The following is a 13,415-nucleotide window of genomic DNA, read 5'->3' as shown; positions in this document are numbered from 1 at the left end:
GGCGACCGAGGGGGCCTACGCGAAGACGAGGAAGCCTGGCCCGGCACGGCAGCGGCCGACCGTAGAATGCAGTCACAGATCCACAGAAACGGTCACTCGCCCCCCAGGAGGTGGGATGTGCTCGCCGCCGAGCGCCACCGCAGAATCGTCGCCGAGATCGCCCGGCTGAAGTTCGTCACCACCGACGACCTGACCACGCTGCTCGGCGTCTCCCACGAAACGGTCCGCAGGGACCTCGCCCTGCTCGAGCGGCGCGGTGAGCTCTCCCGGGTGCACGGCGGCGCCACCAGCGCCCAGGCGCCGGTCGGGGAGGAGGCGCCCTTCAGTGAACGCAGCGGCAGCCTCGCGGCGGAGAAGGAGACCATCGGCCGGGCGGCGGCGGCACTCATCGAGCCGAACCAGACCATCGTCATCGACGTCGGCACCACGGCTCTGGAGGTGGCCCGCGCACTGCCCGCCGACCACGCCGGGGTCATCGCCACCCCGTCCCTGCTCGTGGCCGCGGAGGTCAGCACACGTCCCCGGGTGGAGGTCCTGGTCAGCGGCGGACGGCTCAGGGCGGGCGACCTCGCCTGCTCCAACGCCCAGGCGGTGGAGTTCTTCGGCAACCTGCGCGCGGACGCCGTCTTCCTCGGGTCGGGCGGGATAGCCCCCTACGGCCTCACCGATTTCCACCTCGACGAGGTCGCCACCAAGCGGGCCATGCTCGCCAACGCCTCCCACCGCTATGTGCTGGCCGATTCGAGCAAGTTCGGCCGCACGGCCGCCCACCGCGTATGCGAGCTGGACGGCTTCGACACCCTCGTCACCGACCGGCCCTGCCCGGCCGATCTGCGCACCGCCCTCACCCGGGCCGGGGCGACGGTCGTCGTGGGGTGATCCGCCCGGACTCCGGCCGGCCCGCGCGGCAGGGGCCGGCGAGCCCGGGCCGCCGCCACGGGCGCCATGGGTGGGGCGCCCGTGACGGAAGGCGGGGCCGGTCTACTTGCAGAGCTCCAGGCCGCGGCTGATGACCGCGTCGAGGGAGATGTTCTTGCCGGGGTTGTTGGGGTCGCCGGCCCAGATGGGGTCGGGGCCGGGGTGCTTCTGCCGGGCGCGGCTGTTGAGACCGTAGGTACCTTCGGCGGTGATGAAGGTGACGGCTTCGCCGGCGCAGGCGAGGTTGCCGGAGGCGACGGTGAACGGCCAGGGGGTGATGGTCCGTTCGGTGACGTAGCCCGTCGAGTCGCCGTCGCCCTGGGTGGTGGCGGGCTCGGCGTTTTCGGTGGTGTTGCGGTCGGCGGTGCCGGTGCAGCCGGTCAGGGCGAGACAACCGAAGACTGCGGCCGCAACGGCGGTGACACGGATGCGCATGATCCCCCTTGGGCATGTCGTGGGGCTGAAAACAACATCATCTGGCTGGTTAACAACAACGGTGGAGATGATGTCGGCTCTGTGATGGGATCGTGACGGTCAGTTGGGGCGGCGACCTCGGACAGGGGTTCCGCGGTCCGGACGGACCGAGGGAAACGGTCCGGCCGGACGGCGGAGACGGCGCAGGACGATTGGCGGCCAGGGACGCCCGGTGGCTCATCTTTTGCGGTACCGAGCGGGTTGATACAGAACAAAAGGGTGCGATTTGGTGACGTGTCCGACCATGGCCGACCATGGGGTCCGTCCCGGCCATCCCGGGCACCAGTTCGAAGAGAGGCGCACCACCCCATGCACGTCACCGGAACCGTCCCTCAGTCGGCTCCGGCACCGCGGGAGACCCCCGCGGACCACACTCCCGCCGAAGACCCCACCGAAAACTCCGGCCGGCACGCCCGGCGCTTCGGGCTGCCCGTCGCCACCGCCCTGGTCATGGGCAACATCATCGGCGGCGGGATCTTCCTGCTCCCCGCCTCCGTCGCCCCGTACGGCACGGTCAGCCTGGTCGCCTTCGGTGTGCTGACCCTCGGCGCCATCGCCCTGGCGCTGGTCTTCGGCCGCCTCGCGGAGCGGAACCCGCGCACCGGCGGACCCTACGTCTACGCCCGCGAGGCCTTCGGCGACTTCGCCGGCTTCCTCGCCGCGTGGGCGTACTGGATCACCACCTGGGTGTCGAACGCGGCGCTCGCCGTCGCCGCCGTCGGCTACCTCGACGTGCTGGTCCCGGTGGGCGGCCACCGCTGGACGGCGTGTCTGGCCGCGCTCGCCCTCCAGTGGCTGCCCGCGCTCGCCAACTTCGCGGGCACCCGGTACGTGGGCGCCGTACAGTTCGTCGCCACCGTTCTGAAGTTCGTGCCGCTGCTGCTCGTCGCCGTCGGCGGGCTGTTCTTCTTCGACCCGCGCAACCTCGGACCGTTCCACGAGGGCGGCGGCAGCACGATCGGCGCGGTGTCCGCCGCCGCCGCGATCCTGCTCTTCTCCTACCTCGGCGTGGAGTCCGCGGCCGTCAGCGCGGGCGAGGTCAAGGACGCCCGGCGCAACGTGGGACGGGCCACCGTCATCGGCACCACGGGCGCGGCGCTCGTCTATCTGCTGGGCACGCTCTCGGTGTTCGGCACGGTGGCGCACGACCGCCTGGTGAAGTCCACCGCGCCCTTCTCGGACGCCGTGAACGCCATGTTCGGCGGCTCCTGGGGCGGATGGGCCGTCGCTCTCGCCGCACTGGTGTCGATGACCGGCTGCCTCAACGGCTGGACCCTGCTGAGCGCGCAGACCCCGTACGCCGCGGCCCGGGACGGCCTGTTCCCCGCCGCGTTCGCGCGCCGGCGGCGCGGCGTCCCGACCTTCGGCGTCGCCGTCACCGTCGTCCTCGCCTCGCTGCTCACCGTCTACAACTACACGTCGGGTTCGGCCAAGGTCTTCGAGGTCCTGGTCCTCGTCACCACGTTCACCGCGACCGTGCCGTACCTGCTGGCCGCCGCCGCGCAGATCTTCCACCTCGTCTCAGGGCGGCGCGAACGGGTCGACCGGGCACGCCTGGTGCGCGACGCCGTGGTGGCGGGCGGCGCGGCCGCCTTCTCGCTGTGGCTCGTCGCGGGCGCCGGGTACGCGGCGGTCTACCAGGGCGTGCTGTTCCTGTTCGCGGGCGTCCTCGTCTACGCGGTGATGGCCGCCCGCCGGAACAGGGCGGCGGCCTGATCCCGCGATGCGGGCCGCCCTGTGGGGTGGACGGCCCGCACCAGTGGGGGGGACGTCAGTTCGTCTTGGCCAGCTCCTTCAGGGCCTTCGCGAGGCCGTTGGCCCACAGCTGGTTGACGCGGGCGCGCTCGTTGGCGTCCGGGTAGCGGTTGGTGCAGGACGTGCCGGGACCGCCGCCCGACATCAGCTCGCTGCACGGGCCGCTGTAGTGGTCCGGCAGGCCCAGCACATGGCCGGTCTCGTGGGCGGTGACGCGAATCGAGTCGTACTGCCGGTTCTGCGCGTAGTCGAGGAAGATGTAGCCCTTGCCGTGGCCGTTCGTGGACGCGTAGGAGCCCCGCGAGTCGTTGCCCTCGTAGTACGCGAAGTCGGCGCTGCCCGAGGTCGCCTGGAGCTTGACGTTGGACACGGAACCGTTCCAGATGGACGCCGCGTTCGATATCTGCGAGGCGAAGCTCGGCGCCTGGGACGCGTTGTAGGAGACGGTCACCGCCTGGAGGGTCGGATGGGCGGCCTGCTTCTCGGCGACCGACTTCAGCACGGCGTCGAAGAACGCCTTGTTGTTGGCGGCGCTCTCCGCCGAACCGGCGTACCGGGCGTACGCGGCGGCGGAGGCGGACGGCGCGGAGTCGTCGGTCCGGGCGCTCGCCGGGCTCGCGGTGCCCAGGGCGGCGGAGGCCAGACCGAGGCCGAGCGCGAGGGCCAGCAGCCTTCTGGAGGTCTTCGCGGACGTGGAGGTCGTGCGGGACGCCTTCATGTGGGGGGCTCCTACTCGTTCGTGTGGGGTGGTGAACGATCGGTCACGCAGGAGTTTCGGGCACACCAACGGGCCTGCGGATGATGGCAACCGGGGATAGCGCCGAGCTATCGGGGCCGACTCGTACGATTCCGCTGGTTCCGTTGGGATTTGAACGTCTGGTGCGGCGTCACACGCGCCCCTACGCTCCCTCCCATGGAGTTCGAGGTGAGGCACCTGCGTGTGCTGTGCGCCATCGCCGACCACGGCAGTCTGCACCAAGCGGCTCGGCAACTCGGCATGACGCAGCCTTCGTTGAGCACCCAGCTGCGCCGCATCGAGCACGCGCTCGGCGGCCAGCTCTTCCTGCGCACCCGTGCGGGCTGCCGCCCCACACCGCTGGGACACGCGGTACTGAGCCGGGCCAGACCCCTCGTCGCCGAACTCGCCGCCATCGTCACCGAGGCGCGGGCGGCCGCGGCCCGGGCCGCCGGCGGCGCACGGCTGCGTATCGGCGCCACCGCGAGCCGGGCCCTGCCGGGCTGGCTACGCCGGCTGCGCACCCGCGTGCCGCGGACCGAACCCACCCTCCAGATGGACGCCTCCGCGAACTGCCTGCTGCGCCTGGTCGCCGCGGGGCGGCTGGACATGGCCTTCGTGCACGAGGTCGAGGGCAGCCCGCTCCGCATCCCGCCCGGGCTCTGTCTGCGCGTACTGGTCGAGCGCGAACCGCAGTTCGTCTCCCTCGCCGCCGACCATCCGGCCGCCGCGCTGCCCGAGGTGCGGCTCGCCGACCTCGCGGGCGAGCGCTGGATGGTGGACTCCACGGTGGACGGTGAATGGGACGCCCTGTGCCGCGTGCTGCGCGAGGCGGGGCTCGACGCCGACATGCTGCACGGCGACTACCTCACCGCCTACTCACTGGCCGCCACCGGCGAGGTGGTGACGGTCAGTCAGCCCACCGCGCGCCCGCGCGCCGAACTCGCCATCCGGCCCCTGGAGGGTGACCCGATAGGGGTACGTCTCCTGCTGGCAGCCCGCACCGAGGACGAACTCGACTATGTTTACGTCGAGTTGGAGGAGGCCTACTGGGAGGCGGCCCATCAGGCGCCGGCCTACCAGGAGTGGCTCGCCCGTTCCGGCACCACCGCTCACCCGCACGGCACGCCACGCCCCCAGTCCGCCCGCGTCGCGCAGCCGCCCCGCACGGACGCCCACACGGACACCCTCCGACGCAGACGACCGGTAACGGTCGGCCCGTAGACGATCCCGGCACGGCAAGCGCGCGCTCGCCGACCCGGCCGCAGGGCCCGGGCACGCGGAGTTCGGCCACCCGCACGACGCCGACGACAAGGTGCCGGTCCGGACGCGTCGCACAGCCGCCCGCACGGACACCCTCCGGCACAAACGACCGGTAACGCTCGGCCCGTAGACGATCCCGGCACGACGAACGACCGACGCGGACCCGGGCACACGGTCCGGGCGCTTGGTCCGGGCACGCGGGGCTCAGCCACCCGCGCGACGCCGTCAAGGTGCCGATCCGGACACCCGGTACTCAGCCCCCCAGCGCCGATCCAGGCACACGGCACCCAGCCACCAGCGCTCGACGCCGCCCAGCGCCGGTCCGAACGCCCGGTGCACAACCACCCACGCTGACCGCCACCCAGCGCCGATCCAGGCACACGGCACCCAGCAGCCAACGCCCGACACCACCCGGCTCCGGTCAGTGGGCCTTCCGCTCGGGCTCGGGGCGCGGGAACCGGACGGCGCACCACCGGTAGGGCCGGTGGTGCGCCGTGCCACGCCTGCCGCGGCGGGTCGGATCAGCCGACCTCGACGAGCAGGTCGCCGCCCTCCACCTGCTGGATGCGGTTGATGGCCAGCCTGGTCACCCGGCCCGCCCTGGGGGCCGTGATGGCGGCCTCCATCTTCATCGCCTCGATGGTGGCGACGGTCGCACCGGCCGCCACCTCGTCGCCCTCGGCGACCGCGAGGGTCACCACACCGGCGAACGGTGCCGCCACATGGCCGGGGTTGGCCCGGTCGGCCTTCTCGGTCACGGGGATGTCGGAGGCCGCCGCGGCGTCGCGCACCTGGATCGGGCGCAGTTGGCCGTTCAGCGTGGACATCACCGTGCGCATACCGCGTTCGTCCGCCTCGCCGATGGCCTGGAGCTCGATGAGGAGCCGTACGCCGGGCTCGAGGTCTACGGCGTACTCGTCGGCAGGGCGCAGGCCGTAGAAGAAGTCCTTGCTGTCCAGCACGCTGGTGTCGCCGTAGGCCTGGCGGTGGGCCTCGAAGTCCCGTGTCGGACCGGGGAAGAGCAGCCGGTTGAGCGTAGCGCGGCGGGACTTCTCCAGGCCGGCGTGGTCCTCGGCGGTGAGTTCGGTGACGGGCCTGGCGTCCGCGCGGCCGTTGAGCGCCTTGGTGCGGAACGGCTCCGGCCAGCCGCCGGGCGGGGTGCCCAGCTCACCGCGCAGGAAGCCGATCACGGAGTCGGGGATGTCGAACCGGTCCGGTGCCGCCTCGAAGTCCTCCGGCGCCACACCGGCGCCGACCAGGTGCAGGGCGAGGTCGCCGACCACCTTGGACGAGGGGGTGACCTTGACCAGGCGGCCCAGGATGCGGTCGGCGGCGGCGTACATCGCCTCGATGTCCTCGAAGCGGTCGCCGAGACCGAGCGCGACCGCCTGGGTGCGCAGGTTGGACAGCTGACCGCCGGGGATCTCGTGGTGGTAGACGCGTCCGGTCGGCGAGGCCAGTCCCGCCTCGAACGGGGCGTAGATCTTACGGACGCTCTCCCAGTACGGCTCCAGGTCGCCGACCGCCTTCAGGTCCAGGCCGGTGGGCCGGTCGGAGTGGTCGGTGGCGGCGACGATCGCCGACAGCGACGGCTGGGAGGTGGTGCCGGCCATGGAGGCGACCGCGCCGTCCACGGCGTCGGCGCCCGCCTGGACGGCGGCGAGGTAGGTGGCGAGCTGACCGCCGGCGGTGTCATGGGTGTGCAGGTGGACCGGCAGGTCGAACTCGCGGCGCAGCGCCGAGACGAGCCTGGCCGCGGCGGGCGCCCGCAGCAGCCCGGCCATGTCCTTCACGGCCAGGACGTGCGCTCCGGCGGCCACGATCTGCTCGGCCAGGCGCAGGTAGTAGTCCAGGGTGTACAGGCGCTCGGAGGGGTCGGACAGGTCCCCCGTGTAGCACAGGGCGACCTCGGCGACCGCCGTCCCGGTCTCGCGTACGGCGTCGATGGCCGGCCGCATCTGGCCGACGTCGTTCAGGGCGTCGAAGACGCGGAAGATGTCGATGCCGGTGGCGGCGGCCTCCTGGACGAAGGCGTCGGTCACTTCGGTCGGGTACGGGGTGTAGCCCACGGTGTTGCGGCCGCGCAGCAGCATCTGGAGGCAGATGTTGGGCACCGCCTCGCGCAGCGCGGCCAGGCGCTCCCAGGGGTCCTCGGCGAGGAAGCGCAGGGCGACGTCGTAGGTGGCGCCGCCCCAGCACTCCAGGGACAGCAGCTGGGGCAGGGTCCGCGCCACGACCGGGGCGGCGGCGAGGAGGTCCTTGGTGCGCACCCGGGTGGCGAGCAGCGACTGGTGCGCGTCACGGAAGGTGGTGTCGGTGACGCCGATGGTCGGCGACTCGCGCAGGAGGCGGGCGAAGCCGTCCGGGCCGAGTTCGACGAGCTTCTGCCGGGAGCCGGCGGGCGGCTCGCCCGCGGGCAGCGGCGGCAGCTTGGTGACGGGGTCGATCACCTCGGGCCGTTCGCCGTGGGGCTTGTTCACGGTGACGTCGGCGAGGTAGGTGAGCAGCTTGGTGCCGCGGTCGGCGGAGGAGCGCGCGGTCAGCAGGTGCGGGCGCTGTTCGATGAACGACGTCGTGACCCGCCCGGCCTGGAAGTCGGGATCGTCCAGTACGGCCTGGAGGAACGGGATGTTCGTGGCGACCCCGCGGATGCGGAACTCGGCCACGGCGCGCCGGGCCCGGCCGATCGCAGCCTTGAAGTCCCGTCCGCGGCAGGTGAGTTTGACGAGCATCGAGTCGAAGTGCGCGCTGATCTCGGTACCCGCGTGGGTGGTTCCGCCATCGAGGCGGATGCCGGAGCCGCCCGGGGAGCGGTAGGCGCTGATGCGGCCGGTGTCCGGGCGGAAGCCGTTGGCCGGGTCCTCGGTGGTGATCCGGCACTGCAGGGCGGCGCCGCGCAGGGTGATGGTGTCCTGGGAGAGTCCGAGGTCGGCCAGGGTCTCGCCGGCGGCGATACGGAGCTGGGCCTGGACCAGGTCGACGTCGGTGACCTCCTCGGTCACCGTGTGCTCGACCTGGATGCGCGGGTTCATCTCGATGAAGACGTGGTTGCCGTCGCGGTCGAGCAGGAACTCCACGGTGCCCGCGTTGCGGTATCCGATCTCCCGGGCGAAGCGGACCGCGTCGGCGCAGATGCGCTCGCGCAGCGCGGGGTCGAGGTTCGGCGCGGGGGCGAGTTCGATGACCTTCTGGTGGCGGCGCTGGAGCGAGCAGTCGCGCTCGAACAGGTGGATGACGTCGCCCTGGCCGTCGGCGAGGATCTGCACCTCGATGTGGCGGGGGTCGACGACGGCCTTCTCCAGGAAGACGGTGGAGTCGCCGAACGCGGACGCCGCCTCCCGGGACGCCGCCTCGATGGACTCGCGCAGCGCGGCGGGGTCCTCCACCCGGCGCATGCCGCGCCCTCCCCCGCCCGCGACCGCCTTGACGAAGAGGGGGAAGCCGATGTCCTCGGCGGCGCGGACCAGTTCGTCGACGTCGGTGGAGGGCGCGGAGGAACCGAGCACCGGCACTCCGGCGGCGCGGGCGGCCGCCACCGCGCGGGCCTTGTTCCCCGTCAGTTCCAGCGTACCGGCGTCCGGTCCGACGAAGGTGATGCCCGACTCCTGGCAGGCGCGGGCGAGTTCGGGGTTCTCGGACAGGAACCCGTAGCCGGGGTAGACGGCGTCCGCGCCCGCCCGGCGTGCCGCGCGGACGATCTCCTCGACGGAGAGGTAGGCGCGGACCGGGTGCCCCGGCTGGCCGATCTGGTAGGCCTCGTCGGCTTTCAGCCGGTGCAGCGAATTGCGGTCCTCGTACGGGAAGACGGCCACGGTTCGCGCGCCCAGTTCGTAGCCGGCGCGGAACGCGCGGATCGCGATCTCGCCGCGGTTGGCGACCAGCACCTTGCGGAACATGCTCTATCCCTTCGGCCTGCCGGTGAAAGGACCATGGTGTCGGGCATGCCCTCGTCATGCCATGTGAGCCGGGCCACTCATCCCGATTGTCTCCCGCGCTCCCGCCGCTGTCGTGGTGCCGTCGTCACCCGCCGAGTGCCGCGTGGACGACGCGTTCGGCCTCCTCCTGGACCTGGGAGAGGTGGTCGGGGCCGCGGAACGACTCGGCGTAGATCTTGTAGACGTCCTCGGTGCCCGAGGGGCGGGCCGCGAACCAGGCGTTCTCGGTGGTCACCTTGATGCCGCCGATGGGCGCGCCGTTGCCGGGCGCTTCGGTGAGGACGGCGGTGACCGGCTCCCCGGCGAGGGTGTCGGCGGTGACCTGGGCCGGGGACAGCTTGGCCAGGCGGGCCTTCTCCTCGCGGGAGGCCGGCGCGTCGACGCGGGCGTAGGCGGGTTCGCCGAAGCGGGCGGTGAGTTCCGCGTAGTGCTGGGACGGCGTCCGGTCGGTGACGGCGGTGATCTCGGAGGCGAGCAGGGCCAGGACGATGCCGTCCTTGTCGGTGGTCCACACCGAGCCGTCCCGGCGCAGGAACGACGCTCCGGCGGACTCCTCGCCGCCGAAGCCGAGCGAGGAGTCGATCAGCCCGTCCACGAACCACTTGAAGCCCACGGGCACTTCGACCAGCCGGCGGCCGAGGTCGGCGGCGACCCGGTCGATCATGCCGGAGGAGACCAGTGTCTTGCCCACGCCCGCCTCTCCGGGCCACCGGGTGCGGTGGGCGTAGAGATAGGAGATGGCCACGGCGAGGTAGTGGTTGGGGTTCATCAGCCCGGCGTCCGGGGTGACGATGCCGTGCCGGTCGGCGTCGGCGTCGTTGCCCGTGGCGATCCGGAAGCGGTCGCGCTGCCCGATGAGCGAGGCCATCGCGTACGGCGAGGAGCAGTCCATACGGATCTTGCCGTCCCAGTCCAGCGTCATGAAGCGCCAGGTGGGGTCGGTGAGCGGATTGACCACGGTCAGGTCGAGGCGGTGCTGCTCGGCGATCCGGCCCCAGTAGGCGACGGAGGCTCCGCCCAGCGGGTCGGCGCCGATCCGCACGCCGGCGTCCCGGATCGCGTCGAGGTCGAGCACGCTCGGCAGATCGGTGACGTAGGCGCCGAGGAAGTCATGACGGCCGGTGCCGGGCGCCGCCAGCGCGCGCGTGTACGGGACGCGCCGTACGTCCTTGAGGCCGCCCGCGATGATCTCGTTGGCCCGGTCCTGGATCCAGGAGGTCGCCTCCGAGCCCGCCGGGCCGCCGCTGGGCGGGTTGTACTTGAAACCGCCGTCGCCGGGCGGGTTGTGCGACGGGGTCACGACGACACCGTCGGCGGGGCCCGTGGTGCGGGAGCGGTTGTGCGCCAGGATCGCGTGGGAGACGGCCGGGGTGGGGGTGTAGCCGTCCGCCGTGTCGATGAGGACGGTGACGTCGTTGGCGGCGAAGACCTCCAGCGCGGTGATCCGCGCGGGCTCGGAGAGGGCGTGGGTGTCCGCGCCCAGGAAGAGGGGGCCGTCGGTGCCCTGCCGTGCGCGGTACTCGCAGATGGCCTGGCTGGTCGCGGCGATGTGGTCCTCGTTGAACGCGGTCGCCAGTGACGATCCGCGGTGCCCTGAGGTTCCGAAGGCCACGCGCTGTCCCGCCTCGGCCGGGTCGGGGTGCAGTGTGTAGTACGCCGTCACCAGCCGGGCGACGTCGATCAGGTCCTCGGGTCCGGCCGGCTTGCCCGCTCGCTCGTGCTGCATGGCACCCACGCTCCTCCGCGTCGCTCGTGCGTCCGCTGTCCGCTCGCGATGTCATCTTCCCCCGTGCGCGGGGCGCGACTCGGGCTCGCGCCGGTCCCGGATCACGGGCCGATGGCCGCAAGCGTGAAGAACGCCGTTCGGGGCAGCCGCTCCACACGCACCCGGAGCCAATTCTCCGCAGAATGCCAATACCTCGTACATACGCACAAAAGGGGCAAGGTGACGCGGTGGTGAACGTGACACCCGGCGGGCAGGCCGGTTCCTCCGGCCCGTCCGGGCCGCGGGAGGCCGCCGCGCGGCTGCCGCGGCAGGTCCGCCAGGAGCTGACCCGCCGGCTGCGGCGCGCCAAGCGCGCGCTGCGCGAGGAGGACGTGCAGATCGTCGAGCCGCCACTGCTCAGGCGTGCGGTCGGCGCCTCCGCCCTGGGCAACTGCATGGAGTGGTTCGACTTCGGCGTCTACAGCTACCTCGCCGCCACCATCGGGAAGGTCTTCTTCCCCGGTGCCTCGCCGGGCGCCCAGGTGATCTCCTCCTTCGCGACCTTCGCCGCGGCGTTCGTGGTGCGACCGCTGGGCGGCCTGGTGTTCGGTCCGCTCGGGGACCGGATCGGCCGGCAGAAGGTGCTCGCCACCACGATGATCATGATGGCGGTGGGCACGTTCGCCATCGGCCTGATCCCCGGCTACGGAACCATCGGCATCGCCGCCCCGGTCCTCCTGCTGCTCGCCCGCATGGTCCAGGGCTTCTCCACCGGCGGCGAGTACGGCGGCGCCACCACCTTCGTCGCCGAGTACTCCCCCGACCGCCGCCGCGGTTTCCTCTCCAGCTGGCTCGACTTCGGCACCTTCGTCGGCTACGCGCTGGGCTCCGCCCTGGTCACCGCGCTGAACCTGCTCCTCACCGACGCCCAGATGATCTCCTGGGGCTGGCGGGTCCCGTTCCTGATCGCCGGTCCCCTCGGCGTGATCGGCCTGTACATGCGGCTCCGGCTGGAGGAGTCGCCCGCCTTCCAGCAACAGCTGGACGAGCACGAGCGGAGCCTGGCCCAGAAGTCGGCGGGCAGCGAGCTGCGGGCCATCGTCAAGAACCACTGGGGCGCCCTGCTGATCTGCATGGGCCTGGTGCTGCTCTACAACGTCACCAACTACATGGTCACCGGCTACCTGCCCACCTACCAGACCGAGACCCTGCACCGCTCCAGCAGCTCCGCCGACCTGTTGGTGCTGCTGGGCATGGTGTGGATCGCGCTGCTGATCACCTTCATCGGCCGACTCAGCGACCACGTCGGGCGCCGCCCGGTCTACGCGGTCGCGGCCGCCGCGATGATCGTCCTCGCCGTCCCCTCGTTCCTGCTGATCAAGGCGGAGGGGACCTGGGCGCCGATCTGCGGCGTACTGATCCTGTCCACCCTGCTGGCCTGCTTCGCCGCGCCGAGCGCCGCCACCCTGCCCGCGCTCTTCCCGACCGCGGTGCGCTACGCGGCCATGGGCATCGGCTTCAACTTCGCCGTGGCCGCGTTCGGCGGCACCACCCCGCTGGTGACCGCGGCCCTGGTCGACGCCACCGGCAACGACATGATGCCCGCCTTCTACCTCATGCTGGCCGGCGCGATCGGCCTGGTGACCGTGAGGTTCCTGCCGGAGAGCGCGCAGGTGCCGCTCAGCGGCTCCCGGCCGATGGTGGGTTCCGCGCGGGAGCGGCGCGAACTGCTCGCCACCACGCAGGCCCTGTACCGAGCCGCCCGGAACACGTCCGGAGCCTAGGGACCCGTCCGTGCCCCGGCCTCGTGCTCACCCCGGTCGTCCGCCATGGGAGAGTGGTCCCCTACACAGGGCATGGCGGGAGGAAGAGCAGTGCCGGAAGGTCGCCCGAAGCGTTCGAGCAAGTCGCGTCTCGCGGTGATCGCGCTGATCGTTGGTCTCGGCACCTGGCTGGGCTTTGTGTGCTATTCGATCGCGACGGAAGCCCCGCCCGGCGCGCCGAACGTGGCCGCGCTGGCCGACAGAGTCCAGAAGGCCGCCGCCGACCGGGACGCGGACGGCTTCCAGACCCTGTTCGACGAGGACACCGTCTCCGACGGCTACGCCGCCGACTACCTGGACCGGCTGGGAGAGCACGCCCCCCGGCTGCAGGCCCGGGTGGAGCACCGCGACGGCCACGACTTCCTGCTGCTGCGCTCCGCGCAGGGCGACTCCGTGTGCACGGCCTGGCACATCACCGAGCGGGACGGCCGCCGACTGCTCGACGGCGTACCACCGGCCGAGAACGTGTGCGCACGCTGACCCGGAACCGGCGTTTCCGCAGGTGATCCCCCTTCCGGTTGCGGATGCGGTCCCTGTCGCCGTCGGCCATCCTGAGAGGAACCACGGCGTTAAGGAGTATGCGATGAGCATGCTGGACAAGCTCAAGGGACTGCTGAAAGGTCACGAGGAGCAGGCCGGCAAGGGCATCGACAAAGCCGGTGACTACGTCGACGAGCGGACCCAGGGAAAGTACCGGAGCCAGGTCGACACCGGTCAGGACAAGCTCAAGGAGCAGCTCGGCCGGCCGGACACGGGCCAGGACCAGCCGCCGCAGTGACGCTCCCGTGATCACGACCGCCGGCCCG

General features: G+C 71.9%; 10 protein-coding genes. 6 read left to right on the top strand and 4 right to left on the bottom strand.

Annotated features, from left to right (window positions below; genetic code table 11):
• Positions 1-117 precede the first annotated feature (117 nt).
• The gene (locus ABZ818_RS14200) at positions 118-879 is read left to right on the top strand and encodes a DeoR/GlpR family DNA-binding transcription regulator (RefSeq protein WP_361413885.1); all 762 of its coding nucleotides are present in this window, start codon (positions 118-120) and stop codon (positions 877-879) included.
• Positions 880-981: 102 nt separating this feature from the next.
• Here the strand turns inward: ABZ818_RS14200 and ABZ818_RS14195 are convergent, their stop codons facing one another.
• A complete protein-coding gene (locus ABZ818_RS14195; RefSeq protein WP_361413882.1) occupies positions 982-1,353 on the bottom strand; it encodes a DUF2511 domain-containing protein in 372 nt (123 codons plus the stop codon).
• Positions 1,354-1,701: 348 nt separating this feature from the next.
• On the opposite strand from ABZ818_RS14195, the gene ABZ818_RS14190 reads away from it, so the two are divergent.
• Positions 1,702-3,108, top strand: coding sequence for an amino acid permease (locus ABZ818_RS14190; RefSeq protein WP_361413879.1), 1,407 nt, complete (start codon positions 1,702-1,704; stop codon positions 3,106-3,108).
• Positions 3,109-3,163: 55 nt separating this feature from the next.
• On the opposite strand, the gene snpA is transcribed toward ABZ818_RS14190, so the two are convergent.
• Complete coding sequence (gene snpA, locus ABZ818_RS14185; protein WP_361413876.1) at positions 3,164-3,865, bottom strand: snapalysin; 702 nt, start codon at positions 3,863-3,865, stop codon at positions 3,164-3,166.
• Between the two features lie 195 nt (positions 3,866-4,060).
• On the opposite strand from snpA, the gene ABZ818_RS14180 reads away from it, so the two are divergent.
• Positions 4,061-5,107 carry a LysR family transcriptional regulator gene (locus ABZ818_RS14180; protein WP_361413873.1) on the top strand — a complete coding sequence of 349 codons (1,047 nt, stop codon included), beginning with the start codon at positions 4,061-4,063 and terminating at the stop codon, positions 5,105-5,107.
• A 560-nt stretch (positions 5,108-5,667) separates the two neighbouring features.
• Here ABZ818_RS14180 and ABZ818_RS14175 read toward each other — a convergent pair.
• On the bottom strand, positions 5,668-9,042 hold the full coding sequence (locus tag ABZ818_RS14175; protein ID WP_361413870.1) for a pyruvate carboxylase: 3,375 nt from the start codon (positions 9,040-9,042) through the stop codon (positions 5,668-5,670).
• Between the two features lie 124 nt (positions 9,043-9,166).
• Positions 9,167-10,807: a phosphoglucomutase (alpha-D-glucose-1,6-bisphosphate-dependent) gene (gene pgm, locus ABZ818_RS14170; protein ID WP_361413867.1), complete on the bottom strand. Its 1,641-nt coding sequence runs from the start codon at positions 10,805-10,807 to the stop codon at positions 9,167-9,169.
• A gap of 227 nt (positions 10,808-11,034) precedes the next feature.
• Here pgm and ABZ818_RS14165 point away from each other — a divergent pair, with 227 nt between their 5' ends.
• The 3 genes from ABZ818_RS14165 (at position 11,035) to ABZ818_RS14155 (ending at position 13,387) form a co-directional block, all read left to right on the top strand.
• On the top strand, positions 11,035-12,570 hold the full coding sequence (locus ABZ818_RS14165; RefSeq protein ID WP_361413864.1) for an MFS transporter: 1,536 nt from the start codon (positions 11,035-11,037) through the stop codon (positions 12,568-12,570).
• Between the two features lie 90 nt (positions 12,571-12,660).
• Positions 12,661-13,089 (top strand): hypothetical protein, encoded by a 429-nt coding sequence (locus ABZ818_RS14160; RefSeq protein WP_361413861.1) that lies wholly within the window; start codon positions 12,661-12,663, stop codon positions 13,087-13,089.
• 103 nt (positions 13,090-13,192) lie between these two features.
• Complete coding sequence (locus tag ABZ818_RS14155; protein ID WP_361413858.1) at positions 13,193-13,387, top strand: antitoxin; 195 nt, start codon at positions 13,193-13,195, stop codon at positions 13,385-13,387.
• Positions 13,388-13,415 lie beyond the last annotated feature (28 nt).

It is taken from the genome of Streptomyces sp. NPDC047453, assembly GCF_040643155.1.
In the GTDB taxonomy this organism is placed as follows: domain Bacteria; phylum Actinomycetota; class Actinomycetes; order Streptomycetales; family Streptomycetaceae; genus Streptomyces.
Note: the sequence above shows the minus strand (reverse complement) of the source record. Positions and strands in the feature narration are given on the sequence as shown.

Bases quoted from the DNA above. Each gene is read 5' to 3' on its own strand.
- ABZ818_RS14195 (WP_361413882.1), bottom strand. From the start codon at position 1,353: ATGCGCATCCGTGTCACCGCCGTTGCGGCCGCAGTCTTCGGTTGTCTC.
- ABZ818_RS14175 (WP_361413870.1), bottom strand. From the start codon at position 9,042: ATGTTCCGCAAGGTGCTGGTCGCCAACCGCGGCGAGATCGCGATCCGC.
- snpA (WP_361413876.1), bottom strand. From the start codon at position 3,865: ATGAAGGCGTCCCGCACGACCTCCACGTCCGCGAAGACCTCCAGAAGG.
- pgm (WP_361413867.1), bottom strand. From the start codon at position 10,807: ATGCAGCACGAGCGAGCGGGCAAGCCGGCCGGACCCGAGGACCTGATC.
- ABZ818_RS14180 (WP_361413873.1), top strand. From the start codon at position 4,061: ATGGAGTTCGAGGTGAGGCACCTGCGTGTGCTGTGCGCCATCGCCGAC.
- ABZ818_RS14155 (WP_361413858.1), top strand. From the start codon at position 13,193: ATGAGCATGCTGGACAAGCTCAAGGGACTGCTGAAAGGTCACGAGGAG.
- ABZ818_RS14190 (WP_361413879.1), top strand. From the start codon at position 1,702: ATGCACGTCACCGGAACCGTCCCTCAGTCGGCTCCGGCACCGCGGGAG.